The organism is Lelliottia jeotgali, assembly GCF_977070485.1.
Window position 1 is genome coordinate 21,816 of the sequence record NZ_CDRVFO010000020.1, and the last position, 24,827, is coordinate 46,642.

General features: G+C 60.6%; 24 protein-coding genes. 13 read left to right on the forward strand and 11 right to left on the reverse strand.

The genetic code is table 11. The annotated features are described in order from the left end of the window. Positions 1 to 3 precede the first annotated feature (3 nt). Complete coding sequence (locus ACW4TB_RS23335; RefSeq protein WP_012313572.1) at positions 4 to 1,002, forward strand: FAD:protein FMN transferase; 999 nt, start codon at positions 4 to 6, stop codon at positions 1,000 to 1,002. A 204-nt stretch (positions 1,003 to 1,206) separates the two neighbouring features. Continuing rightward, on the forward strand, positions 1,207 to 2,601 hold the full coding sequence (gene sthA / locus ACW4TB_RS23340) for a Si-specific NAD(P)(+) transhydrogenase (protein WP_012313573.1): 1,395 nt from the start codon (positions 1,207 to 1,209) through the stop codon (positions 2,599 to 2,601). Between the two features lie 48 nt (positions 2,602 to 2,649). On the opposite strand, the gene ACW4TB_RS23345 is transcribed toward sthA, so the two are convergent. Further along, complete coding sequence (locus tag ACW4TB_RS23345; protein ID WP_039602806.1) at positions 2,650 to 3,366, reverse strand: glycerophosphodiester phosphodiesterase; 717 nt, start codon at positions 3,364 to 3,366, stop codon at positions 2,650 to 2,652. 31 nt (positions 3,367 to 3,397) lie between these two features. Next, positions 3,398 to 3,982 carry a PilZ domain-containing protein gene (locus ACW4TB_RS23350; RefSeq protein WP_012313575.1) on the reverse strand — a complete coding sequence of 195 codons (585 nt, stop codon included), beginning with the start codon at positions 3,980 to 3,982 and terminating at the stop codon, positions 3,398 to 3,400. A gap of 93 nt (positions 3,983 to 4,075) precedes the next feature. Between ACW4TB_RS23350 and ACW4TB_RS23355 the strand changes: the two genes are divergently transcribed. The 3 genes from ACW4TB_RS23355 to ACW4TB_RS23365 are packed head-to-tail and all read left to right on the forward strand — an operon-like array spanning position 4,076 to position 7,315. Next, positions 4,076 to 5,326, forward strand: a complete 1,251-nt coding sequence (locus tag ACW4TB_RS23355; protein WP_012313576.1) for a lipoprotein-releasing ABC transporter permease subunit — start codon at positions 4,076 to 4,078, stop codon at positions 5,324 to 5,326. A gap of 7 nt (positions 5,327 to 5,333) precedes the next feature. Further along, on the forward strand, positions 5,334 to 6,017 hold the full coding sequence (gene lolD / locus ACW4TB_RS23360; RefSeq protein ID WP_172655298.1) for a lipoprotein-releasing ABC transporter ATP-binding protein LolD: 684 nt from the start codon (positions 5,334 to 5,336) through the stop codon (positions 6,015 to 6,017). Between the two features lie 56 nt (positions 6,018 to 6,073). After that, the gene (locus tag ACW4TB_RS23365) at positions 6,074 to 7,315 is read left to right on the forward strand and encodes a lipoprotein-releasing ABC transporter permease subunit (RefSeq protein ID WP_254467423.1); all 1,242 of its coding nucleotides are present in this window, start codon (positions 6,074 to 6,076) and stop codon (positions 7,313 to 7,315) included. Between the two features lie 114 nt (positions 7,316 to 7,429). Here ACW4TB_RS23365 and ACW4TB_RS23370 read toward each other — a convergent pair whose 3' ends face one another. Then, positions 7,430 to 8,767, reverse strand: coding sequence for a heavy metal sensor histidine kinase (locus ACW4TB_RS23370; protein ID WP_279930524.1), 1,338 nt, complete (start codon positions 8,765 to 8,767; stop codon positions 7,430 to 7,432). Beyond that, the gene (cinR, locus tag ACW4TB_RS23375) at positions 8,767 to 9,447 is read right to left on the reverse strand and encodes a two-component system response regulator CinR (RefSeq protein ID WP_012313580.1); all 681 of its coding nucleotides are present in this window, start codon (positions 9,445 to 9,447) and stop codon (positions 8,767 to 8,769) included. The genes ACW4TB_RS23370 and cinR overlap by 1 nt, the downstream gene beginning before the upstream one ends. 153 nt (positions 9,448 to 9,600) lie before the next feature. Here cinR and ACW4TB_RS23380 point away from each other — a divergent pair, with 153 nt between their 5' ends. Both ACW4TB_RS23380 and queF read left to right on the forward strand, forming a co-directional pair. Then, complete coding sequence (locus ACW4TB_RS23380) at positions 9,601 to 10,104, forward strand: cupredoxin domain-containing protein (protein WP_254467424.1); 504 nt, start codon at positions 9,601 to 9,603, stop codon at positions 10,102 to 10,104. A 68-nt stretch (positions 10,105 to 10,172) separates the two neighbouring features. Next, positions 10,173 to 11,003: an NADPH-dependent 7-cyano-7-deazaguanine reductase QueF gene (gene queF, locus ACW4TB_RS23385; RefSeq protein WP_279930527.1), complete on the forward strand. Its 831-nt coding sequence runs from the start codon at positions 10,173 to 10,175 to the stop codon at positions 11,001 to 11,003. Between the two features lie 125 nt (positions 11,004 to 11,128). Here queF and ACW4TB_RS23390 read toward each other — a convergent pair whose 3' ends face one another. Together ACW4TB_RS23390 and ACW4TB_RS23395 are read right to left on the reverse strand one after the other, a co-directional pair. Continuing rightward, positions 11,129 to 11,392, reverse strand: coding sequence for a DUF4404 family protein (locus ACW4TB_RS23390; RefSeq protein ID WP_012313583.1), 264 nt, complete (start codon positions 11,390 to 11,392; stop codon positions 11,129 to 11,131). A gap of 123 nt (positions 11,393 to 11,515) precedes the next feature. Continuing rightward, positions 11,516 to 12,079 (reverse strand): hypothetical protein, encoded by a 564-nt coding sequence (locus tag ACW4TB_RS23395; protein WP_012313584.1) that lies wholly within the window; start codon positions 12,077 to 12,079, stop codon positions 11,516 to 11,518. A 188-nt stretch (positions 12,080 to 12,267) separates the two neighbouring features. On the opposite strand from ACW4TB_RS23395, the gene ACW4TB_RS23400 reads away from it, so the two are divergent. After that, positions 12,268 to 12,975, forward strand: a complete 708-nt coding sequence (locus tag ACW4TB_RS23400; protein WP_012313585.1) for an MlaA family lipoprotein — start codon at positions 12,268 to 12,270, stop codon at positions 12,973 to 12,975. A 51-nt stretch (positions 12,976 to 13,026) separates the two neighbouring features. On the opposite strand, the gene ACW4TB_RS23405 is transcribed toward ACW4TB_RS23400, so the two are convergent. Next, positions 13,027 to 13,326 carry a PilZ domain-containing protein gene (locus ACW4TB_RS23405; RefSeq protein WP_012313586.1) on the reverse strand — a complete coding sequence of 100 codons (300 nt, stop codon included), beginning with the start codon at positions 13,324 to 13,326 and terminating at the stop codon, positions 13,027 to 13,029. A gap of 224 nt (positions 13,327 to 13,550) precedes the next feature. On the opposite strand from ACW4TB_RS23405, the gene rssB reads away from it, so the two are divergent. Both rssB and rssC read left to right on the forward strand, forming a co-directional pair. Further along, complete coding sequence (gene rssB / locus ACW4TB_RS23410; RefSeq protein ID WP_455843086.1) at positions 13,551 to 14,780, forward strand: two-component system response regulator RssB; 1,230 nt, start codon at positions 13,551 to 13,553, stop codon at positions 14,778 to 14,780. Continuing rightward, positions 14,777 to 15,259 carry an anti-sigma factor antagonist RssC gene (gene rssC, locus ACW4TB_RS23415; protein WP_012313588.1) on the forward strand — a complete coding sequence of 161 codons (483 nt, stop codon included), beginning with the start codon at positions 14,777 to 14,779 and terminating at the stop codon, positions 15,257 to 15,259. The genes rssB and rssC overlap by 4 nt, the downstream gene beginning before the upstream one ends. 52 nt (positions 15,260 to 15,311) lie before the next feature. Here the strand turns inward: rssC and ACW4TB_RS23420 are convergent, their stop codons facing one another. The 4 genes from ACW4TB_RS23420 to ACW4TB_RS23435 form a co-directional block, all read right to left on the reverse strand. Next, positions 15,312 to 17,171 carry an alkaline phosphatase D family protein gene (locus ACW4TB_RS23420; RefSeq protein WP_254467426.1) on the reverse strand — a complete coding sequence of 620 codons (1,860 nt, stop codon included), beginning with the start codon at positions 17,169 to 17,171 and terminating at the stop codon, positions 15,312 to 15,314. A gap of 143 nt (positions 17,172 to 17,314) precedes the next feature. Then, positions 17,315 to 18,241: a transaldolase gene (gene tal / locus ACW4TB_RS23425; protein WP_012313590.1), complete on the reverse strand. Its 927-nt coding sequence runs from the start codon at positions 18,239 to 18,241 to the stop codon at positions 17,315 to 17,317. A gap of 232 nt (positions 18,242 to 18,473) precedes the next feature. Continuing rightward, a complete protein-coding gene (gene dusA, locus ACW4TB_RS23430; protein ID WP_279933768.1) occupies positions 18,474 to 19,439 on the reverse strand; it encodes a tRNA dihydrouridine(20/20a) synthase DusA in 966 nt (321 codons plus the stop codon). A gap of 801 nt (positions 19,440 to 20,240) precedes the next feature. Then, on the reverse strand, positions 20,241 to 21,167 hold the full coding sequence (locus ACW4TB_RS23435; RefSeq protein ID WP_279933769.1) for an alpha/beta hydrolase: 927 nt from the start codon (positions 21,165 to 21,167) through the stop codon (positions 20,241 to 20,243). Positions 21,168 to 21,288: 121 nt separating this feature from the next. Between ACW4TB_RS23435 and ACW4TB_RS23440 the strand changes: the two genes are divergently transcribed. The 3 genes from ACW4TB_RS23440 to ACW4TB_RS23450 all read left to right on the forward strand — a co-directional run bounded on the left by ACW4TB_RS23440 (position 21,289) and on the right by ACW4TB_RS23450 (position 24,819). Beyond that, positions 21,289 to 22,227 (forward strand): LysR family transcriptional regulator, encoded by a 939-nt coding sequence (locus ACW4TB_RS23440; protein ID WP_012313593.1) that lies wholly within the window; start codon positions 21,289 to 21,291, stop codon positions 22,225 to 22,227. 654 nt (positions 22,228 to 22,881) lie between these two features. After that, complete coding sequence (locus ACW4TB_RS23445) at positions 22,882 to 23,652, forward strand: SDR family oxidoreductase (protein WP_012313594.1); 771 nt, start codon at positions 22,882 to 22,884, stop codon at positions 23,650 to 23,652. A gap of 63 nt (positions 23,653 to 23,715) precedes the next feature. Then, positions 23,716 to 24,819, forward strand: coding sequence for a glycerol dehydrogenase (locus ACW4TB_RS23450; RefSeq protein ID WP_279933635.1), 1,104 nt, complete (start codon positions 23,716 to 23,718; stop codon positions 24,817 to 24,819). The last annotated feature ends 8 nt before the right edge of the window (positions 24,820 to 24,827 follow it).

Below are 24,827 nucleotides of genomic sequence, written 5' to 3' on the forward strand. Positions count from 1 at the left end.
CATTTGCGCACAGCCCTCCTGTTCATCCTCATGCTGCTGACCGCCTGCAACCAAGGCCCCGCCCTGGAGCGCCTCGGTGGCCCTGCCATGGGCAGCAGCTACAGCGTCCAGTACGTCCGCGAGCCAGGCGGGCCTGCGCCTGTCCAGGTACAGGCGGCAGTGGAAACGATCCTGCAGGGCATAGATCAGCACTACTCGACCTACCGCGGCGACTCTGCGGTGAGCCAGTTCAATCAGCTCCCCGGCAACCAGTGCCTGGCCTTGCCGTCAGACATGCTCGAACTGGTCACCTTCGGCCAACACCTGGCCGAACAAAGCGATGGCGCTTTCGACCTCACTGTCGAGCCGTTGCTTGACCTCTGGGGTTTCGGCCCCCAGGCTCGCCATGAGCAGGTGCCAGAACCGCAGGCGCTGGCCAATGCCCGCCTGCGTGTGGGCTACCAGCACTTGCGCATCGAGGGCCAGGCATTGTGCAAGGACGCCCCTGTGCAACTGGACTTCAACAGCATCGCCGCTGGCCACGCCGTGGACCTGATTGCTGCACGCCTGCGTGCCATGGGTATCGTCAACTTCATTGCCGAAGTTACCGGCGAGCTCAAGGCGGTGGGCCGCAAACCCGATGGTAGCCCATGGCGCATTGCCCTGGAGTTGCCCCGCGAAGACCGTCAGATCGCCCGCCAGGTAATGCCGGTCAATGGCCTGGGTGTATCGACCTCGGGTGACTATCGGCACTATTTCGAGCAGAATGGCCGGCGCTATTCGCACACCTTCGATGCCCGTATCGGGCGCCCGGTCGATCATGACCTGGCTGCCGTCACCGTGCTCGATGCCTCGGCGCTGCAGGCCGACGGCTACTCGACCCTGTTGCTGATCCTCGGGCCTGAGCGCGGCTGGGACTTTGCCCTCGCTCATGACCTGGCGGCGGTATTGGTGACTCGGGCAGAGGGTGGCTTCGTCTCCCGAGCTACGCCCGCTTTCGAGCGGGCGCTCAAAGGCAAGTGAAAGCGCAAGCAGGGACGGTAGCTGCCAGGGAATCGGTGGATGCACATGTAGTGCAGGCAAAATTGGCCTACGACGCGACCAAGGGTTAATGTGCGCGGCGTTCACGCTTGATTAGACTGCACCCGAATTTTCTCATGGCGCCCCGGCGGCATGATCGAGTCCCGCGGCGACCGTGGCCAGCGGGCCAGTTCTGAAGGAGTACGCATGGCTGTCTACAACTACGACGTAGTGGTGTTGGGTTCCGGCCCGGCCGGAGAAGGTGCGGCAATGAACGCCGCCAAAGCAGGGCGCAAGGTGGCGATGGTCGACAGCCGTCGCCAGGTCGGTGGCAACTGCACCCACCTGGGCACCATCCCGTCCAAGGCACTGCGTCACTCGGTGCGGCAGATCATGCAGTTCAACACCAACCCGATGTTCCGTGCCATCGGTGAGCCACGCTGGTTCTCCTTCCCAGACGTGCTCAAGAGCGCCGAGAAGGTGATTTCCAAGCAGGTCGCTTCGCGTACCGGCTACTACGCCCGTAACCGCGTCGACCTGTTCTTCGGCACCGGCAGCTTCGCCGATGAGCAGACCGTCGAAGTGGTCTGCCCCAATGGCGTGGTGGAAAAGCTCAACGCCAAGCACATCATCATCGCCACCGGCTCGCGTCCGTACCGCCCGGCCGACATCGACTTCCACCACCCGCGTGTCTATGACAGTGACACCATCCTGAGCCTCAGCCACACCCCGCGCAAACTGATCGTTTACGGCGCTGGCGTAATTGGCTGCGAATACGCCTCCATCTTCAGTGGCTTGGGTGTGCTGGTCGAACTGGTCGACAACCGCGGCCAGTTGCTGAGCTTCCTGGATTCGGAAATTTCCCAGGCGCTGAGCTACCACTTCAGCAACAACAACATCACCGTGCGCCACAACGAAGACTACGAGCGGGTCGAGGGCCTGGACAATGGTGTCATCCTGCACCTGAAGTCTGGCAAGAAGATCAAGGCCGACGCCTTGCTGTGGTGCAACGGCCGCACCGGCAACACCGACAAGCTGGGCCTTGAGAACATCGGCATCAAGGTCAACAGCCGTGGCCAGATCGAAGTCGACGAGGCCTACCGCACCAGCGTGCCGAACATCTATGGTGCCGGTGACGTGATCGGCTGGCCGAGCCTGGCCAGTGCCGCCCATGACCAGGGCCGCTCGGCGGCAGGCAGCATCGTCGACAACGGCAGCTGGCGTTTCGTCAACGACGTGCCGACCGGCATCTACACCATTCCGGAGATCAGCTCGATCGGCAAGAACGAGCAGGAGCTGACCCAGGCCAAGGTGCCGTACGAAGTGGGCAAGGCATTCTTCAAGAGCATGGCGCGTGCACAGATCGCCGGCGAGCCGCAAGGCATGCTGAAGATCCTGTTCCATCGCGAGACCCTGGAAATCCTCGGCGTGCACTGCTTCGGCTACCAGGCTTCGGAAATCGTCCACATCGGCCAGGCGGTGATGAACCAGCCGGGCGAGCTGAATAACCTGAAGTACTTCGTCAACACCACGTTCAACTACCCGACCATGGCCGAAGCCTATCGGGTAGCTGCCTATGACGGCCTGAACCGGCTTTTTTGAGCGGCTCCGGCCGGTGGCCTGAGCCGGTCGGGGAGACCGATTTCAGCCCTACCCGAGGGTGGTCTTGGCCAAACCGGGAAAGTCTGTAATCAGGCTGTCCACGCCAAAATCAGCGAGCCGGCGCATCAGTGCCGGCTCGTTGACCGTCCACACCGATACATGCAAACCCTGGCCCTGTGCTTTGAGCAGGCGTTCGGGGGTGCACAATGTCCAGTTCAATGCCAGCAGATCGCAGCCATAGTTCTGCGCGACTTTTAGCGGGTCGAGCCAGGCGTACTCGGCGACCAGGCCGCGCTTTACGTCAGGCACCAGCTCCAGCGCAGCACCCAGTACTTCCCGCGAGCTCGAGGTGATGGTCACCTTGTCCAGCAGGCCGTACTGCTGTGCCAGTTCCCGAATCGCCAGTACCGTGGTGGCGGCACGGGTCCGCGAGGCGCTCTTGACCTCCAGTTGCCAGTGCTCGAAGGGGCATTTTTCGAACAATTCTTCCAACCGTGGGATAGGGCAGGGCTGCACATGGCCCGGGCCGCCCCTGCGTGCGTCGTAGGTGACCAGGTCGGCTGCCGGGTGTTCGACCACCTTGCCGCGCCGGCCCGTGGTGCGCTTGAGGGTAGGGTCGTGGATGACCATCAGTTCATTGTCGGCCGACAGGTGCAGGTCCAGTTCGCAGCGGGTCACGCCGTGGGACAGGCACTGACGGAAACTGTGCAGAGTGTTCTCGGGCGCTTCGCCCTTGGCGCCGCGGTGGCCATAGATGAGGGTCACGTTCGTTCCTTCAGGTCAAAAATGAAAAGGCTCAGGAGGCAGGGTCGCCCTGTTCCAGCTGCTGGCGCCGTTGCTGTTGTTGGCGCTGCAGGATGTAGCGGGCCAGCAACTGGCGCTGGGCATCGGTCATGTCGGTGAATTCGGTGCCAAGTTCGAAGCTGCCATCGGCACGCGGGTCGCAGTGGGTGACCTTGCCGCGCAGCAGCAGGCCGTGGGCGCGGGGCATCAACACCATCTTCACTTTGACCCGGGTGCCTGGGGCGATTTGCTGAGTTTGTGCGAATTCGATGCCACCTTCGGAGATGATCACCCGTTGGGGCTGGCCGATCTCGCCGATCAGGGTTTGCGCGACCACCGCGCTGAGCAGGTCCAGGCGCTTGTTCTGCGCCCGCAGGAACGCCGCCAGGGTGCGGTCCTTTTCGCTCAGCTGACGCAACAGGTGCTGGGACTCGAAGTCGGACAGGTGCAGCTCGCTGAGCAGGTTGAACAGTGGTGAATCATCCTGCAACAGTTCTGGCTCAAGGGCTTCGGCCGCGCTCAGGGGGCTGATTTCCAGTGCGATCCGATCTTCGATGCGGTAGTATTCGCGGCGATCTTCTTCGTCTAATGTCGTCATGGCGAACCCATGGTAGCGGCGGTGGTCCGAGTGTAAAGCCGCCGCAGGCGCCTCGCCACAAGGACGTTCCCTTTCATCCGAACAAGCCCCGACATGTTCAGACCTCTTTTCGCATTCATTGGTACGCGCTACACCCGTGCCAAGCGCCGTAATCACTTCGTCTCGTTCATTTCCCTGACCTCGATGATCGGCCTCGCCCTGGGCGTGGTAGTGATGATCGTGGTGCTCTCGGTAATGAACGGTTTCGACCACGAGATGCGTACCCGCGTGCTGGGCATGGTCCCTCACGCCACGCTCGAGAGCGGCCAGCCGATCAACGACTGGCCTGCCCTTGCCCAACAAGTAAAGCAGAATCCGCAGGTGCTGGCGGTTGCGCCCTATACCCAGATGCAGGGCCTGCTGACCTTTGATGGCAAGGTGCAGAAGGTGCTGCTCAATGGCATCGACCCGGGCCGCGAGCGTGAGGTGTCGATCATCGACAACTTCATTCAGCAAGGCCGCCTCGACCAGCTGGCGCCGGGCGAGTGGGGCATCATGATCGGTGACAAGGCGGCCGCCAAGCTGGGGGTGGCCATCGGCGACAAGCTGACCTTCGTTGCCCCTGAAGTCAGCGTGACGCCGGCCGGCATGTTCCCGCGCATGAAGCGCTTCACCGTGGTTGGCACCTTCCACGTTGGTGCTGGCGAGATCGACGGTTACCTGGGCCTGACCAACATTGCTGACCTTTCACGGCTGCACCGCTGGAAAGCGGACCAGGTGCAGGGCCTGCGCCTGAAGTTCGACGACCTGTTCCAGGCGCCACGTGTGGCCTGGAGCATCGCCCAGCAGTTGGGTGACCAGGAGTACTACAGCCGCGATTGGACCCGTACCCACGGCAACCTGTACCAGGCGATCCGCATGGAAAAAGCCATGATCGGCCTGCTGCTGTTGCTGATCGTTGCGGTGGCGGCGTTCAACATCATTTCCACCCTGGTGATGGTGGTCAACGACAAGCGTGGTGACATCGCCATCCTCCGTACCCTGGGCGCCACGCCCGGGCAGATCATGGCCATCTTCATGGTTCAGGGTACGGTGATCGGGGTGATCGGCACCCTGATCGGTGCAGTGGTCGGTATCCTCGCTGCGCTCAACGTCAGTGCGGCGATCGCCGGCATCGAGAAACTGATCGGGCACAAGTTCCTCAACGCTGACGTGTATTTCATCGATTACCTGCCCTCGCAGATCCAGGCCCAGGACGTGTACATGGTCTGCGGTGCGGCGCTGGTCCTGAGTTTCTTCGCCACCCTGTACCCGGCCTGGCGTGCGGCCCGCACCCAGCCTGCAGAGGCGCTACGTTATGAGTGAGTCGCGCATGAGTGATAAAGCCGTTCTGAGTTGCCGCAACCTGGGCAAGTCCTACGACGAGGGGCCGGAGTCGGTGCAAGTGCTGGCCGGGCTCAACCTCGAACTGCACGCAGGGGAGCGGGTGGCCATCGTCGGCAGTTCCGGTTCGGGCAAGAGCACCTTGCTCAACCTGCTGGGCGGCCTCGATCGGCCGACCCAAGGCAGCGTCTGGCTGGCCGGCGAAGAGCTGTCGGCGCTTGGCGAGCGGGCCCGCGGCCTGCTGCGCAACCGCGAGCTGGGCTTTGTCTACCAGTTCCACCACCTGCTGCCCGAGTTCACCGCCATGGAGAACGTGTGCATGCCGCTGCTGATCGGCCGCACCGCTATCCCCGAGGCGCGTGAGCGCGCCGAGGCACTGCTCAAGCGTGTCGGTCTGGGCCACCGCCTGCACCACAAGCCGGCCGAGCTGTCCGGTGGTGAGCGCCAGCGGGTGGCCATTGCCCGGGCGCTGGTAAACCGGCCGGGCCTCGTGATGCTCGATGAGCCGACCGGCAACCTTGACCACCACACTGCCCAAGGCATCCAGGAATTGATGCAGGAGCTGTCCAGCGCCTCGCGCACGGCATTCCTGGTGGTGACCCACGACCTCAACCTGGCGCGCCAGATGGATCGCGTGCTGAAACTCGACGACGGTCATCTGGTGGCGATCTGAGCCGCTTGCACGGGGTGGCCTGAGCCGCCCCGCAACTTTTTCAGTGGGTGTTTTACATGTTCAGACCCTTGCCCTTGTTCATCGGTGCGCGCTACACCCGTGCCAAGCGCCGCAACCATTTCATCTCGTTCATCTCGATGACCTCGATGATCGGCCTGTCCCTGGGTGTGCTGGCGATGATCGTGGTGCTGTCGGTGATGAATGGCTTCCAGCGCGAAATGAGCTCGCGCATCCTCGGCCTGGTGCCACACGCCAGCATCCTCGGCGTGCAGCCGTTGGGCGACTGGCGCAAGGCTGCCGACGCGGCACTGCAGAACCCGGCAGTGATGGCCGCTGCGCCGATCACCGAGATGGAGGGCATGCTCTCCTACAAAGGTGCGATGCAGCCCATCCAGGTTAGCGGTATCGACCCGGCCGAAGAGGGCAAGGTCTCGATCGTCGGCCAGCACATCGTGCAGGGGCGCCTGCAGGCCCTGCAGCCGGGTGAGTATGGCGTGGTGATCGGCGAGCTGACTGCGCGCCGATTCCGTCTCAATACCGGCGACAAACTGACCCTGATCGTGCCGGAAATCAGCAAGGAGCCGGGCGGCATCACCCCGCGCATGCAGCGCCTGACGGTGGTCGGCATCTTCAAGGTGGGTGCCGAGCTCGACGGTTCGCAGGCTTACATGCACGTGGCCGATGCCGGCGAGATGCAGCGCTGGGCGCCAGGCCAGGTGCAGGGCGTGCGCCTGAAACTGCACGACCTGTATGCCGCACCGCAGGTGTCCAAGGCCATCGCTGCCAGCCTGGGTGATGCCTACCGCGCGGATGACTGGTCGCACACCCAGGGCAGCCTGTTCAGTGCCATGAAGATGGAAAAGACCATGATCGGCCTGCTGCTGATGATGATCATCGCTGTGGCAGCGTTCAACATCATCGCCACCCTGGTGATGGTGGTGAACGACAAGGGGCCGGACATCGCCATCCTGCGTACCCTGGGCGCCACCCCGGCACAGATCATGGGCACCTTCATGGTCCAGGGCAGCCTGATCGGTATCGTCGGCACATTGATCGGTGGTGTGCTTGGGGTGATTGCTGCGTTCAATGTCAGCCAGATCGTCGGCTGGCTGGAGCGCATGAGCGGGCAGCACATCTTTACCTCGGATGTGTATTTCATCAGCAGTTTGCCGTCGCAGTTGCAGTGGGGTGATGTGGCGATCATCTGCACCGCCGGGCTGGTGATGAGCTTCCTGGCGACCATCTACCCGGCATACCGGGCTTCGCAGGTGCAGCCGGCGATCGGGCTGGCTGGTTGATTGCACTGGGGGCGCTTTGCGCCCCTTTCGCGACACAAGGGCGCTCCTACAGCGATCACGTCAGCTTTGTGAGCGGCCTTGTGTCGCGAATGGGCTGCAAAACAGCCAGGGGATCTAAAGCGGCTCGCTGAACTTGATTACAAACCGCGTCCAGCCGTCCTTGCACTGTGCCCGGATGCTCCCGCCATGGGCCTGGATGATCGACCGGGTGATTGCCAGGCCCAGCCCCGCATGTTCGCTACTGCCCTCGCGCCGCGCTGGGTCCACCCGATAAAACCGGTCAAACAGCCTAGGCAATGATGCAGCTTCGATCGGCTTGCCGGTATTGGCCACGCAAACCTTACCCCCAGGCTCCAGCGTCACGCGTATTTGCCCGCCTGCCGGCGTAAACCGCAGTGCATTGTCGAGCAGGTTGGACAGTGCCCGGCGCAGCATATGCCGGTCGCCCTTCAACGTCGCCTCACCCTCACGCAGCAGCTGCACTTCGTTATCCTCGGCGAGGGGGGCGTAATACTCCAGCAGCGCGTCCACCTCTTCATGCAACGCCAGCATCGCCTGGCCTGGTGCCAGCAGCCCATGGTCGGCCTTGGCCAAGAAAAGCATGTCGTTGATCATCTGTGCCATCCACTGCAGCTCCTCAAGGTTGCCGTGCAGTGCTTCGCGATATTCCTCGAGGCTACGTGGGCGGGTGAGGGTGACCTGGGTGTGGGTCAGCAGGTTTGACAGCGGCGTGCGTAGCTCGTGGGCGATATCGGCCGAGAACGCCGACAGGCGCTGGAAGGCGTCATCCAGGCGCTGCAGCATGGCGTTCACGGTGCTGCCTAGTTCCGCCAGTTCTTCCGGCAGCTGCGCCACCGGCAGACGGGTGGTCAGCGAGCGCGCCGACACGCTGGCGGCCACCTGGCCCATCTGCCGTAAGGGCTTTAGCCCGCGGCGCGCGGCCCAGGCGCCGAGCAGTGCCGTGGCCAGCGCGGACAGGCCGACGGTGAGCCAGATGAGGCGTTGCATGCCCTGCAGGAAGTGCTGGTGATGGGTGATGTCGAGAAACAGCGTCAGTCGGGCGCTGTCGTTCAGTTGCACGGCCAGGCTGCGGTAATCGACACCGTCGGCATGCACCGTTGCCAGCCCTGGGTCGGCCGGCGCGTCTGGCAGCGCGGAGCGGCTGGCGTACCAAAGGCTGCCATCGCTGCCATTGATGCGCAAGGCCAGGTCGGCCTGGTGGCTGAGCTCGTTGCGCAGTGCTGCCAACTGCGCTTGCAGGTCGGCAGGGCGTTGCAGGCCGGAAAGCCGGGTGCGTAAAAGCGACACGCGTGATTCGAGCAGTTGCTGGTCCAGCTCGACGAAATGTTGCTCGCTGGCACGGTTGAACAGCAGGCCCGCCCCCAGCGAAACGGCAGCGGTACAGGCGGCGAACAACAGGGCCAGACGGCTGCCAAGGGAAAGCCTGCGCATCAGTCGTGGCGCTCCTCGAGCACATAGCCCATGCCGCGCACGGTGTGAATCAGCTTGTTGCGGTGCGGGTCATCGATTTTCAGGCGCAGGCGGCGGATTGCGACCTCGATGACGTTGGTGTCGCTGTCGAAATTCATGTCCCAAACCTGCGAGGCGATCAACGATTTGGGCAATACTTCGCCTTGGCGGCGCAGCAGCAATTCAAGCAGGGCGAACTCTTTGGCGGTCAGGTCGATGCGTTGGCCGGCACGCTCTGCCCGGCGGCGGAACAAGTCCAGGCGCAGGTCGGCCAAGGCCAGCTGCGTCTCTTGGCTGGGGCTGGCACCGCGGCGTAGCAGGCTGCGGACCCGAGCCAGTAGTTCGGAAAAGGCGAAAGGCTTGACCAGGTAATCGTCGGCACCTAGTTCCAGGCCGCGCACGCGGTCCTCCACCGCATCGCGAGCAGTGAGGAACAGCACCGGCGTGTCCAGGCCGGCCTGGCGCACAGCCTGGAGGATCTGCCAACCGTCGCGACCAGGGAGCATCACATCGAGGATCAGCAGGTCGTGATCGCCGCTCAGCGCCAGGTGCTGGCCGGTTTCGCCGTCAGCGACCAGCTCAGTGGCGAAGCCGGCTTCGCTGAGGCCTTGGCTCAGGTACTGGCCGGTGCGGGCCTGGTCTTCGACAATCAGCAGTTTCATGCGGTGTCCGGAATCGGCGGTGTAGTGGTTGAAATGATACGTGACTATCTCTGTCGCCGCCCAAACTGACAAAGTTGTAATCTTGCCGTCAGGTAGCTGCCAGTCAGCCCTTTCTAAAGTGGCCTCATATCCGCTGCAAGCACTGGAGTCATCATGAAACGCCTGTTCATCGCCGCTGCGCTTGCCCTGGTCAGCCTGCCCACCCTGGCAGGCACTGGCAAAAGCTTTTCCTTCGGCGAGCCGGCCCCGGCGGCCAAGGCCACGCGCACGGTCGAGGTAGTGCTCAAGGACATCGCCTTCGAACCCAGGAGCCTGCAGGTCGAGGCGGGCGAGACCGTACGGTTTGTCCTGATCAACGAAGGCAAGCTGCCCCATGAATTCAACCTGGGCGACAAGGCCATGCACGCCCAGCACCAGAAAGAAATGATTGCCATGCAAGGCAAGCTGTTCACCGCTGGCATGAACCACGAGGGTATGGACCATGGCCAGATGGACCACGGTGCCCACGGCCATGATGCTGCTAATACAGTGCTGCTGCAGCCCGGCCAGCGCGCCGAGTTGACCTGGACCTTCCGCCAGTCGGCGCCCATCGAATTCGCCTGCAACGTACCTGGGCACTACCAGGCTGGCATGGTCGGGCCATTGACCATCGAGTGACTGGCGCTCCAAGGCGGGATGTAAAACCGGTAGACTAAGGGTATTTCCGAACCTTCAGGTCAGTTTCCATGCATCCCGCCGCCGAACATTCCCCGCTGGGCAAATCCAGCGAATACATTGCCACCTACATGCCTTCGTTGCTATTCCCCATCCCGCGCACGGCCAAGTGGGCCGAACTGGGGGTAACCGCCCAGACTCTACCGTGGCACGGCGTGGATTACTGGAACTGCTTCGAGCTGTCGTGGCTGTTGCCGTCCGGCAAGCCCGTGGTGGCGATAGGGGAGTTCGCCATCCCTGCCGATTCGCCGAACATCATCGAGTCGAAGTCGTTCAAGCTTTACTTGAACTCACTGAACCAGACGGTGTTCGCCACCATTGGCGAGTTGCAGGCATGCCTTGAGAAAGACCTGTCGGCTGCCGCTGGCAAGCCTGTGAGCGTGCAGGTGCGCACGCTGGCAGAAGTGGAGGCGCAAGGTGTGCTTGCGCTGCCGGGGCAGTGCATTGATGCATTGGATGTGACCATCAGCAACTACGAGCAGCCGCAGCCAGAGTTGCTGCGCTGCAACCCCGAGCGTGTGGTGGAAGAAACCCTGCACAGTCACCTGCTCAAGTCGAACTGCCCGGTGACCGGCCAGCCGGACTGGGGGAGTGTTGTAGTTGAGTACAAGGGCAGGGCGCTGGACCATGCGAGTTTGCTGACCTACCTGATCAGCTTCCGCCAGCATGCGGACTTTCATGAGCAGTGCGTGGAGCGGATCTACCTGGATTTGAAGAACCTGCTGCAGCCGGAGCACCTGACCGTGTACGCGCGTTATGTGCGCCGGGGTGGGCTGGATATCAATCCGTACCGTAGTACTGGGGCGATCAGCCCTGAAAACGTGCGGCTGGTGCGTCAGTAAGGTTCGAATGATTGGGGCCGCTTCGCGCCCCTTTCGCGACACAAGGCCGCTCCTACAGAAGTACTCGCGCTTCTGTAGGAGCGGCCTTGTGTCGCGAAAGGGGCGCGAAGCGGCCCCAGCTATTACTAAATACCCATACTGTGCAGCGAGTTGGCAATGCTGCGCAGGGTGGCGGTAAGGTCGGGATGGTCGGCCTCGAAACGCTCTATGGCCAGGTTCACACCATCGACCAGGTTGTTGTCTGGCGTCGCTTCCTCAAGCTTGAGTTGCGCCTCGATCTGTCTGGCTTCCTCATGCAGCGCGGCCAACTCCTCATCCGTAAGCGGTATGTTTCGATCCAGTTGCTCGCGCAAGCTGTTCAGGCGCTCTTGCAATTCGCGGGCAGGCATTGGCTGTTCTCCATCAATGGCTTGGCAAGGCATGGACCTCAGCGAAGCGGCAAAGGTTCGCACCTGTCTTCTAGCGTAATCCACTCGCCGTTGCTTTGCATGATCCGTGTCAACGTTGCTGTGTCAGGGTTTTTCGCCCTTGCGGCGGCGCTGGGCGATGTCGGCCAGGCAGGTGTCCAGCGCTTCGAGGTGGTCGATCACCGAGTGCACGCCCAAGCGGAATAGTTCCAGCGTGGCCTTGCCCCGCGCCAGCTCCTGCTGCTGCGGGGTCATGGCTTGCCATTGCTGCGAGCCGAGGTCGCAGGATGGGCTGCAGGCGGCCAGGCCGATGGTCCACAGCCCGGCGTTGAGGCCTGATTGCAACAGCCGCGGCTCGCCGCTTACCAACACGCAGCCGTCCAGGCGTTGGCTGTCCAGCGCCATCAGTGCCTGCCAGCAGGCGTTGGGCGCGGGCAATCGCACGCCATTGGTCGCGTGCCCCGGCAACCAATCCGGCAGCACGCTGGCCAGGCGTTTGCCCTGAGGGCTGCTCAGGTCATCGAGCCAGATGCATGGCACCTGACGGCGGCGCAGGCCAGCCAGGGTGTCGAGGGCGCCGGGGGCGGGCAAGGGGCTACCATTGGCAGCCTGGACCAGGCAACCACGCAGGCCGAACAGCACGGCGGTGAAGGCAGGTGCATCATGCATGGCAACGTCCCTAAATACACCGCAGGCTATTGAGCGATTGTTACGTCTCTGTGACTCGTAATGGCTGCTCACAAATATTTAGGAAAAATGTGTAAAGGTGTTTATCAGCTCGCAAGCCTCTATACTGCCGCCTTACCTGCGGCGCATGCGTTGCGCCTGCGGCCGAGAAATTCGATGGAGAAACATCTATGCGTAGGATCGGTGCCGGTGTGATCGAGCGAGTCACCCAGGCCTGTGTCTGTGCCAGCTTGCTGCTGGCACCTGTGGCGGCTACCCAGGCGGCCACCGAGGATGATCCCTGGGAGGCGGTCAACCGGCCGATCTTCCGCTTCAACGATGTCCTCGACACCTATGCCCTCAAGCCATTGGCCCAGGGCTATCAGGCTGTCACCCCCCAGTTCCTCGAAGATGGCATACACAATATCTTCCGTAACCTGGGCGATGTCACCAACCTGGCCAACAACGTGCTGCAGCTCAAGCCGCATGCGGCGGGCGTTGATACGGCGCGGCTGATCGTCAACACCACCTTCGGCCTTGGCGGCTTCTTCGATGTGGGCACCAAGATGGGCCTGCAGCGCAGTGACGAAGACTTCGGCCAGACGCTCGGTTACTGGGGCTTGCCCAGTGGCCCGTACGTAGTCATTCCGCTGCTGGGGCCGAGCACCGTGCGCGATGGCCTGGCGAAATACCCGGACGGCTACACCAAGCCGTACCGCTACATCGATCATGTGCCGACCCGCAACTCTATCTTCGCTCTGGATGTGGTCGATACCCGGGCCAGCCTGTTGTCGGCAGAAAAGCTGATTCAGGGCGACAAATACATCTTCATTCGCAACGCCTACCTGCAGAACCGCGAGTTCAAGGTCAAGGATGGTGAGGTCGAAGACGACTTTTGATTCATGCGTGCATGAAAAAGGCGACCTTCGGGTCGCCTTTTTCGTAACAGATCAATGCATGGCCAGGATGCGCAGGCCAAATTTCTGCTGCCCGCCGGGTTGGTCGGCGATCCAGACCACTTCGGTGCTGGCATGCAGGCCTTTGAGGGCAGGGTGGTCGGAGTCGATGCGTACCTCCAGGGTGTCGCCCACCTCGAAGCGCTGCGGTGCGCGCACCTGCATGCCGCTACTGGACAGGTCCAGACATACCGCTGCGATCACTTGGCCGGCATGCAGCAGGCTGACTTCGGTGTCGATGCGCATGCGAATGAAGTCGCGTTTCTCACTGTGGTTGGAGGGCGTGTTTGGCATGCTGCATCCTTCTCATCGGGTTGCACAGGTCGCATTCTTATAACTCTCAGTGATTTAGCCTGTAAAGAGCACCAGACTCGACCCATGCATGCTTGAAACGCCTGGCGGATGGGAGTACCGTCTGCGCCTTACACAGTACCTCTGCCGGTTGCCTGGGCCGTGTTCTTGGCCTACAACTCAAGTAGAGTGTTACCACAGAGTATTCCAGCAGTTGGATGTCAGCCTTGCAGACGCCCCTGCACCAACCTAAATCGGCGCCGTTCGCCCACATGCAGAAAATCAGTGCAACGCTGCTGATCATCGATGATGACGACGTGGTCCGTGCGAGCCTCGCCGCCTATCTGGAAGACAGTGGCTTCAGCGTCCTCCAGGCCGGTAATGGCCAGCAGGGGCTCCAGGTCTTTGAAGAACACCAGCCCGACCTCGTGATCTGCGATCTGCGCATGCCGCAGATGGGCGGCCTGGAATTGATCCGCCAGGTCAGTGAGCGCGCGCCGCAGTTGCCGGTGATCGTGGTATCGGGTGCCGGCGTGATGAGCGACGCAGTCGAGGCCTTGCGCCTGGGCGCCGCCGATTACCTGATCAAGCCGCTGGAAGACCTAGCCGTGCTCGAACATTCGGTGCGCCGTGCGCTTGACCGTTCGCGCCTGGTGGTGGAAAACCAGCGCTACCGCGACAAGCTCGAGGCTGCGAACCGTGAACTGGAGGCCAGCCTGCACCTGTTGCAGGAGGACCAGACTGCCGGTCGCCAGGTGCAGATGAACATGCTGCCAGAGAGCCCCTGGGTTGCCGGGGAGTTTGCCTTCGAGCACCAGATCATCCCGTCGCTGTACCTGTCAGGCGACTTCGCCGACTATTTCCGCGTGGATGAGCGGCGCATCGCTTTCTACCTCGCCGATGTCTCCGGGCATGGCGCGTCGTCGGCTTTCGTCACGGTGCTGCTGAAGTTCATGACCACCCGGCTGATGTTCGAATTCAAGCGCAACAGCAAACTGCGCGAATTCAAGCCTTCCGAAGTGCTCGGTCACATCAACCGTGGCCTGATCAACTGCAAGCTGGGTAAACACGTGACCATGGTCGGTGGTGTGATCGATGAAGAAACCGGCCTGCTGACCTACGCCGTGGGCGGCCACTTGCCGCTGCCGGTGCTGTATACCCCAGGCCAGGCCCGCTACCTGGAAGGCCGTGGCCTGCCGGTAGGCCTGTTCGATGAGGCAACCTACCAGGACCTGGTGATGGAACTGCCACCGCAGTTCAGCCTGACCCTGATGTCAGACGGTATCCTGGATCTTTTGCCAGGGGACACGCTCAAAGATAAAGAGGCCGCCTTGCCGGACATCGTCAAGGCAGCGGGTGGTAGCCTGGATGGGCTGCGCCAACGATTTGGATTGGCTACGCTTGGGGAGATGCCGGATGATATCGCCCTATTGGTGTTAAGCAGGAACCTTCAATGAGTACCGGTAGAATCCAGTTCGCCGAGCAAAGCGGTACCTTCGTGCTGAAATTCGTCGGTGAAGTGCGCCTGACCTTGTGTTCGGCGCTGGATGCGACGATCGAGAAAATATTCACCGCGCTTAATTTCTCGGCGATCGTCATCGACCTCACCGAGACCGAGAGCATAGACAGCACCACGCTGGGCCTGCTGGCCAAGCTGTCGATCCTGTCGCGGCAAAAGGTCGGCCTGCTGCCGACCGTGGTCACCACCAACCCGGATATTTCGCGCCTGCTGCAGTCGATGGGCTTCGATCAGGTGTTCAACATCGTCGATCGCCCGGTGCCGTGCCCGGAATGCCTGACCGACCTGCCATCCCAGGACCAGAACGAAGATGTGGTGCGCTCCAAGGTGCTGGAGGCGCACAAGATTCTGATGGGCCTGAATGACTCCAACCGTGAAGCCTTCCATGACCTGGTGAATGCGCTGGAGCGATCCTGATCCGGCGCCTGCCTGCGTCCTTGGCGGTTGAACTCGCAAAGGGCCAGATCAGCTAGTTCGGCCGGGCAAACTCCGTAGCCTCACCCCCCTTGGCATCCAGCTGAAACACCCGTGCCGGGCGCCCCTGTTCATCGAAAAATACCTGCCCCAGCCCCGCACCATTCCATAGCCTTTCCCCGGCCTTGCTGTGGCTGGGTGTGCGCGGCACCACTTCCATCTCCCGCCGCCGGGTGAACCAGTTCAGCGGCGAGCGCGGCGAGTAGAGCCAGCGGTTGAGCCGGTCCAGCACGTCCAGCAAGCGGCGAGGGAACTCATTCTTGATCCCGCTGCTGGTGACCTGCCATAGGTGCGGGCTGCGCTGGCGATGGCGAATCAGCACCTCGTACACGAACGAATAATGCACGTCCCCTGACAGGATCACGTAGTGCCCCGGCGTGCGCGAGTGGCGGAAGATATTCAGGATCACCTGGGCGGCACCGCGGTGGGCCATCCAGTTCTCGGCATCTACCAGCAGCGGGTGGCCCAGCCAGCTGAACACTTTCTGCACCGTCTCGATCAGCTTGACACCAAAGATCGGCGCCGGTGACACGATGATCGCCGAAGGGTGGTCCAGCAAGGCTTGCTGCAGTTCGCTCAACGCCTCCCAGTCGAGCAGGCCGGAGGGTTTGGCCAAGTCGCTTTCGCTGCGCCAGCGGCGTGTGCGGGTGTCCAGCACCAGAAGGGGCGGGTTGCTGGGCAGGCTGAACTGCCAGCCCTGAAAGCGCAGCAGCTCACCGATCAGGTGGTCCTGTTGCTGGCTGTCCAGTTGTGGGCTAGCTAGTGCCTGGCATTGCCCGACCATTGCTTTGCAGCCTTGCGGGTCGTTGCCCCAGGCCTGGCACAGCAGGTAGCCGAGGAGGGCATTGCCGATGATTCGTCGCGAGAATGGGTGGCCGTAGGCTGTTTCCTCCCACTGCGCCGAGAGGTTCCAGTCATCGGTGATGTCGTGGTCGTCGAAGATCATCAGGCAAGGCAAATGCGCCATTACCCGGGCCACCTGGCCCAGGTTGTCGGCGAACGTCTGCACCAGCGGCAGTTCCTTGCGGTAGCGCGCCTGGTGCGGGTCGGCAAGGCCCGCAGGCATGTCGAGCGCTACCAGTTGCCAAGGTGTTGGTGACCAGACCAGCAGGTACATGGCCATGACCTCGGCGAACGTCACCAGATGGTTGTCGGCATTGCTTGAGGAGAAGATCGGTTTGCGCTTGCCGCCGAAGAATCGCTCGCGCAGGGTTTCGTTACGTTCCTGGGCCGGCAGCAAGTCGGCGCGGTGGTAATAGCTGGCCGGGTGGTCATAGAGCGACCTGCTGTCGGCCACGACCGCGCCGTCCAGGTGTTCATCGAACAGGCCAAGGCGCTCGATCAGCGAATGAATGGCCCGTAGCATCGGCCCTGCTACATCATCGGCGTAGACTTGGTCGCCGGTCATCAGCAGCACGGCCGGGCGCTCTTCGGGGCGCGTACAGGCCTGCAGCAGCCGGTCGGCGCAAAGCAGGCCATCGGCAGCGGGGTGGTGCGGCTTGCGGCAAGAGCCGTGCAGTAGCTGGTCCAGGCGGTCGCGCAGCACCAGGCTCGGGCGCCGGCGCCCTGGGTAGAGCAGGTGCGGCGCCCAGCCAGCGATACCTTGGCCGTTGATCAGCAGGTCGTATTCGAGTTCGACGTTGCTGGGCAGCGGTTGGGCAAAGTGGATGTCCAGCAGATGAATGAAGGCGTGCTGGCCGATCGGTACGACCTGGCAATCCACCTTGGCCGCGCCGTCCAGGGTGAACTCGGGCTGCAAGGGTTGGCTGCCGACCAGCCAGATGGCCAGGCGCTGAGGCTCCAGGCGGCGCAGTACAGGGCCGGCGAGAACAAGGGGCAAAGGGGAGGAAGTCATGGACAGCTCTGGTGGCTAATCGGCCCATTCGCGTCGAACCGTCGCGAAGGGGCCCTTGAATTCAAAACGCTTTTTGAACGGCTAAAGCAAAGCGGGCGGAAAATGCTGAACATTCACCGCCCGCCTGGCAAACCGGATATGTATCAGGCTTTGTCAGCCATCAGCTTTTCCAGCTTCTCCTGGTCACGGGCGAACTGGCGAATGCCCTCGGCCAGTTTCTCGGTGCCCATGGCGTCTTCGTTCATGGCCCAGCGGAACTGGCTTTCGCTGAGCACCTGCTTGGCCTCGCCGGCATCGCCCGGCTTTAGCACCTGCGGCAGCTCGCCCTGGTCATCGCTCAGTTGCTGCAGCAGCTCCGGGCTGATGGTCAGGCGATCGCAGCCAGCCAGTTGTTCGATCTGGCCAATGTTGCGGAAGCTGGCGCCCATGACCACGGTGTTGTAGCCGTTGGCCTTGTAGTAGTTGTAGATGCGTGTGACCGACTGTACGCCCGGGTCATTGGCACCCACGTACTCCTGGCCGGTGCTTTTCTTGTACCAATCGTAGATCCGGCCCACGAACGGCGAAATCAGGAACACACCGGCATCGGCGCAGGCCTGGGCCTGGGCGAAGGAGAACAGCAGGGTCAGGTTGGTCTGGATGCCTTCCTTCTCCAACTGCTCGGCGGCGCGGATGCCTTCCCAGGTGGAGGCCAGCTTGATCAGCACGCGGTCTTTGGGAATCCCGGCGGCCTGGTAAAGCTCGATCAGCTGGCGGGCCTTGCTCAGCAGTGCCGGTTCGTCGAACGACAGGCGCGCATCCACTTCGGTGGAGATGCGCCCAGGGATCACTTTCAGAATGCCAGCGCCCACCGCCACCGCGAACTTGTCGCACGCCAGGTCGACATTGCCCTTGGCATCGCTTTTTACCTGCTTGAGCAGGTCGGCATAACCCGGGATAGCGGCAGCCTTTAGCAGCAACGAGGGGTTGGTGGTGGCATCGACCGGCTTGAGGCGGGTGATGGCGTCCAGATCCCCGGTGTCGGCGACCACGGTGGTGAACTGCTTGAGTTGTTCCAGCTTGGAAGTCATGGCGTGCTCTGTCCTGTGCGATGTCTCGACATTACCCGAGCCCCGACGGCCGCTCAAGGGGCCAGTGGGGCGGTGGCGAATTGTCTGGGGTGATGATTCGAGTCACCAGCCAGCACGAGGTTCCCCACCACCTTGCAACACTGCAGCAAACCCCGCACAAGCAGGGCGATAGCTTCAAGAACAGCACCGTCCCTGTGGCCGGCTTGCCGGCGATAGGGCCCGCCCATTCACCTCATCGCCCCTGCAACAGCTCCGCGGCCTGGTCGAACACCACCAGTGGCTCCGGCGCCTTGTGAATGTCCGCCGAAAGCAACTGCCGGAACCGCCGCGCCCCCTTGAACCCCTGGCCCAGCCCCAGAATGTGCCGGGTGACGTGGTGCATTGCGCCCCCGCTTTCAATGTGCGCCACGATATAAGGCCGCAGCTTGGCCATCGCCTCGCTACGGCTGACCACCGGCGCATTACTGCCAAACAGCACCTGATCCACCTCAGCCAGCACATACGGATTGTGGTAAGCCTCGCGGCCCAGCATCACCCCATCGAAGGTCTCCAGGTGCGCCTTAGATTCCTCCAAGGTCTTGATCCCGCCATTGAGTACAATCTCAAGGTCCGGGAAATCTGCTTTCAACTGCGCAGCCACGTCGTACCGCAGCGGCGGGATCTCGCGGTTCTCTTTCGGCGACAGCCCTTCGAGAATCGCGATGCGCGCATGCACGGTGAAACTGCGGCACCCGGCGTCACGTACCTGCCCGACGAAGTCGCACAGCTCGGCATAGCTGTCACGGCCATTGATACCAATACGGTGCTTCACCGTCACCGGCGTCGACACCGCATCACGCATGGCCTTGACACAATCGGCCACCAGCGCCGGGTGGGCCATGAGGCAAGCGCCGATCATGTTGTTCTGCACCCGGTCGCTCGGGCAGCCGACGTTGAGGTTCACCTCGTCATAGCCCGCTTGTTCGGCCAGGCGCGCACAGGCCGCCAGGTCGGCCGGCACACTACCGCCCAGCTGCAGGGCAAGCGGATGCTCGGACACATCGTGGCGCAGGAAACGGTGCGCGTCGTTGTGCAGCAGGGCGCCAGTGGTGACCATTTCGGTGTAGAGCAGGGTGTGCTTGGAGAGCAGGCGCAGGAAGAACCGGCAGTGGCGGTCGGTCCAGTCCATCATCGGGGCTACACTAAATTTACGATTCATAAAGCCTTGTATTTAAAGGCCTCCAGCATGTGTTCGTGCTATCGAGCGTGTACATTTCCGGGCCAAAAAGAAGATTTTGGTATATCTGAGATACACGCCGTGTGCAAAAAAGTATGCGTCGGGTATGGGTTAATGAACATTGAGTGAACACAAGTATGGCTTCGATCCAGCGGCTCCCCAGTGGAAAATGGCGCGCCCTCATCCGGAAAAAGGGCATCACCCCTATCAGCGCAACGTTCGAGACCGAAAAGCTTGCGAAGGAGAGGGAGCGTCAGCTTGAAGAGATCAAGGCTGCAGCCAGGACGGCGGCCCCAAGGGTTCAGCTGTCGCTCATTATATCGATGACTAACTCGATTACATACAGCGCGGGGGCACCCTTCAGCGGAGCTTTCTGTTTATCTACAAGGCGGTGTAGAAGAGGGTTGGCAAATCGGCAGCGAGCGGCTTTGAAAAGCTCGGCAACTGGTATCTGAGGGTTTTGCCAAATCAGGAAGCTTTTTTCAGCGTTTTCCTGGAGCACCAATGATTGGCGCGCTGATGTCCATGCCTAAAGCAAAAGCTGCCACGAGGCCACTCTCCGCACAGAGCCCCTTGGGTTGATAGTTGTGCGGTCTGGTGTCAACGGAACAAACATCTTTTGAGCTCAGCGGACACAGCCTGCCACGACGGGGCGTTTGGTGAAATTTGCTCGGGTTGGGCAGGGCGCTTGTTCAAGTGCTCTGGGCAGCCTGATGAAGCTTTTTCAGAAACAGGATGAGGAAAACCGCAACAGCCAGAAAGCTATCGCGGTTGTACTGCGTTTCAGCGGTTAGCGTCGGCCAAGCCACCCTCAATGAAGCGAACGGAACTCTCCATAGCCTGCTGACCTTCTGGCAGCATGCTGGCGTAGAAATGCCAAGCGTGGAACATTGCTGGCCATACTTCTAGGTTGACGCGAACGCGGTTATCCGCGAGGTGAGTTGCAAGGCGCATTGCATCACTCAACATCAGCTCGTTCTCGCCGATCTGCACCAAGATTGGTGGAAGACCGGTGACGTCCGCGAACACAGGTGAGGCCAGTGGATGATTGGCCAATGTGTCGCCTAGGAATGCTCTGGCGAGAATGTCCAGGACAGGCTTGGAGTTCAGAGGATCCAGACCCTCACGGTTGCTCATGGAAGCCCCGGTGTGTTCAAGGTTCGCCCATGGCGAGATGGAAGAGCCAACCGCAGGCAATGGAAGCCCTTTCGATTTAGCCGCAACCATGACGCTGACAACCATTGCGCCGCCAGCCGACTCGCCAGAGAAAGCAATTTTGTTAGCCGGGATTTTCTGCTCAAGCAACCACTCGTAGGCGCGCAGTGTGTCGTCAAGAGAGGCTGGGAACTTGTGCTCAGGGGCAAGGCGATAGTCCGGCATGTACACGCGAGCACCGAGCATTTTCGCGTAGTTGCCGCCGATGCCGTGGTAGCCGTCTGGACGACCTACAATGTAAGCGCCGCCGTGGATGTACATCACTACTGCGTCAGTCTTGATCTCGTCCGGGGTAACCAGTGTGCCGGGTACGCCACCCATGTCGACTGCTTCGAATTTAACGCCAGCTGGCGCTGGATTTTGCGCGAGCATTTTTGCGTAAGAGTCGCGGATGTCGCTCATTTTTGTGGTGGTATCGATTCCCTTAAGAACGGGTACCAGATCGCTAAGGCTGTTGGCCCAGGTTTGGACGGCTGCTTGGACTTTGGTGTTCATAATGACCTCAATTGATCGTTGGGAGTGGATTAGCTAATTGAGATATTATGCTTAGTATTGGGGAATAGGGTTCCCCATAACTGGTGCTAAGCCGCCCGAACGTTGAGATCACTGAGGCCGTATGGAACTCCACAACCTGAACGATATCGCCGCGTTTGTAAGCTCGGTAAACGCTGGAAGCTTCACTGCGGCGGCAAAACAGCTTGGCCTTACGCGCTCTGCAGTGGGGAAGTCGATAGTCAGGCTCGAGGCTCGTTTACAGGTACGTTTACTGAATCGCACTACGCGCAGTTTAAGCATGACGGATGACGGCCAGGTTCTGTATGAGCGCTGTGTGGGCGTTCTTCAGGATCTGGACGACGTGGAGGATGCCCTTGCGTTTCGTCGTTCGACTCCCAGTGGGCGACTGCGGATGAGTTTGCCGGTTGCGCTTGGCAGACTTCATGTCCTTCAACACATTGAGTACTGCCTTAAGGATTGGCCCTCCCTGAGCGTGGATATCACCTTTTCTGACAGGCTGGTCGATTTGATTGATGAGGGATTTGATTTGGCCATGCGCATCGGGCCACCGAAGGAAGATTCTCGGTTGTTAACGCGCACTGTGGCCTACCAACAAATGATTACCTGCGCTTCCCCCACATATTTGGCTGAGCATGCCGAGCCTAAAACGCCTGAGGATTTAACCGGGCACCAGTGCCTGCATTTCGTGAGCGGTGGGAGATTGCTTCCTTGGAATTTTCGCGTGAATGGTAGCGCTGTGTCCGTTACTCATGGTGGAAGGCTACAGATGGACAGTGCTGAGTCATTACACCAGTCAGCTGTAGCTGGCCTGGGCATCGCGACTCTTCCTTCCTACGTGGTGAACGACGATTTGAGGAGCGGCAAGCTTGTTCAATTGCTCGCTGGGTATGCAGAGGCTGCAGAGCCTATTCGGGTGATCTACCCTAGCAAGCGGCACCTCTCTCCAAAAATTCGACTCTTCATCGATAAGCTCGTGGAGGCTTGGTCACCATGCCCACCATGGGAGCAGCATTCTGCGGAACGCATTCACTCTGTCTGACCCGTGAGCGAAGCCCGCGCGGCTAGTCGATACCTAACATATGCATCGCATATTCATTTCACTTGAGCATCGACTTCCAGGCGTGAGCACTGCGCCCGTGTTCAGCTCATCTGCCGAAGGGGCCAGTGCGTCAGGGGCTTAGTGCGCCGGTGTTTTTCGCATCCTCAATAGGATTGGCGCAGATGCTCATGAATGCGTTTCGTAGGAGCTACTGGCGCTCCTTGCTGGGGAAGTGACCGTGCAGACCGCTTGACAGCGGTCAAATATCAGACTAAAAATGAAGCGCTTCATAAATATCTCTTTCGAGAATAAATACAAAAATATAGTCGTGAAAAGATCGCATATTTTGTTGGCTGAAGTCCGCAGACTGCGAGAATGAAACGATTCATATTTGCCGTTTTCCTAGGCAAATCTGGAGATCATGATGGTCACTGCATCATTAGCCTGCGCTCGGTCAAGCACGTGGGCAGCCCTCGCCACTCTCTTATCTAGAGTCACCGACCGCTCCGGCGCGGGGGCACTGGCTTCGCCACGCAAATCTCCTAACACCACCCGCTTACATGAACCCGAAATTTTCGGTGAGCCAGTGCGGCATTGGACGCGTGTGAGCATCACCGCGTCTTGTTTCTGTTTGTTCAGCGCGGGGAATTTGGCATGACGAATCTTCGACACACAGGACGCACAGTTCTTATTACCGGGGCAGGAGGGGGCATCGGTGCCTCGATTGCCCGGCTGTACTGCGAGGAGGGCGCGCGGGTTGCCTTGGTAGACTTCGACGAACAGTCAGTTTCTGAGCTTTCCCAGCAACTCTGTACTGCCGGACATTTGGTGGCTTGGGCTAAAGCTGACGTCGCAAATTTTGATCAATGCAGTCGAGCCTGTGCTGAGTTTAGCGAGCAGCTCGGCCCTATCGACACCTTGATCAACAATGCAGGCGTGTCTCCCAAACATCAGGGGGCACCCGCACCGATTTGGGAGATGGATCCCCTGGAGTGGGATCGGGTCGTCGGCATCAACCTCACTGGCTCGTTCAACTTGGTTAGAGCACTCGCACCGGGGATGGTCGAGCGTCGCTTTGGGAGAATCGTGAACATGTCTTCCGTTGCTGGCAGCGCATTTCTCCCTATCGTTGCGGCGCATTACAGCGCCACCAAAGCCGCAATTATCGGTTTTACCCGTCATCTGGCAGGTGAGCTCGGGCCTTATGGGATTACGGCAAACGCGCTGGCCCCGGGACGCATCGAAACGCCGCTTCTGAAAACCGTTTCTGCGCAAGCGAACCAGGCTGTTGTTGATGAGACTCCGTTGGGCCGTCTTGGAACGCCACTTGAGGTAGCTAAAGCAGCATGCTTTTTGACTTCAAACGACAGCGACTTCATCACGGGCCAAGTCGTGGATGTGGCTGGTGGCTGGTTGATGCGCTGATCCAGCCGGGCTCGTATTCAACGTAACGATTTATCTCACAGTTTTTCAGCAGCGGGTGATGGCATGGTTCGAACAATGGGTTTTCCTGGCCGATACGAGCAAGGGCCAGGCGCACTAAAGCAGCTTGGCAGAATCCTTTCCGATATGGGGCAATCGCGCCCTTTGGTCTTGTGCGACGAGTTCGTCTCGAGGCATCTGTGGCCTGAGGTAGGAAAAGCATTGTCAGAGCATGGCTTCGAGGCGAACAGCATCGTTTTTCCTGGTGAATGCACTAAAGCTGCAATTGCGTCTCTCTGTGAGCGATCAGCAGATTACAAGCCAGACACCATCATCGCTTTGGGCGGGGGTAAGACAATTGACACGGCTAAAGGGATGGCTGCTCAGCTCAACGTCCCCATTGTCGTATGCCCGACCATCGCTTCCAGCGACGCCCCAACCAGCCGTTTGATTGTGCTTTACGACGAAGCGCACAAGGTCGTTGGTGTCGAGTACCTGAACATGAACCCCTCTGCAGTAGTCGTGGACACCGAAGTGATTGTCCGTGCGCCTGCAAGGTTTTTCGCCGCAGGCATCGGCGACGCCATCAGTAAAAAGTTTGAGGCGCAACAATGTCAGTCTGCCGGAGGCAATAACTCATTTGGTACTCCAGCGTTGAACACTGCATTGCTGCTAACAGAGGCAGTGTTTAAGACGCTTATGACCTACGGGTACAGCGCTTACCAAGCAGTAGGCCGGCACGAGGTTAATGATGATGTCGAGCGGGTTGTTGAAGGAACCGTCCTTATCAGTGGCGTTGGGTTCGAGAGTGGCGGCTTGTCGCTAGCTCATGCGCTTGTGCGAGGTCTTACGGCAATTCCTGCGATTACTTCCATGCTGCATGGTGAGCTTGTCGCATTCGGGACGCTGGTGCAGATGTCGGTCGAAGAGCGCCCAGACTCAGACATCCTAGAGGTCGCTCAGCTTCTGAATGATGTGAATCTTCCCGTCACCCTCGACGGCCTTGGCCAGACGTCTCCGTTTACCTCTGAGGAACTGGACATTGTTGTCCAGGCAACACTGGGTGCGGTTTACGCGAAAAATATGGCGCCAGCCCTTACCGCTGAACGACTCATCCGAGGACTCGCTCGTGCCGACGACCTGGGACAACGATTTGAACGTTTCAACTAACCGCTAAT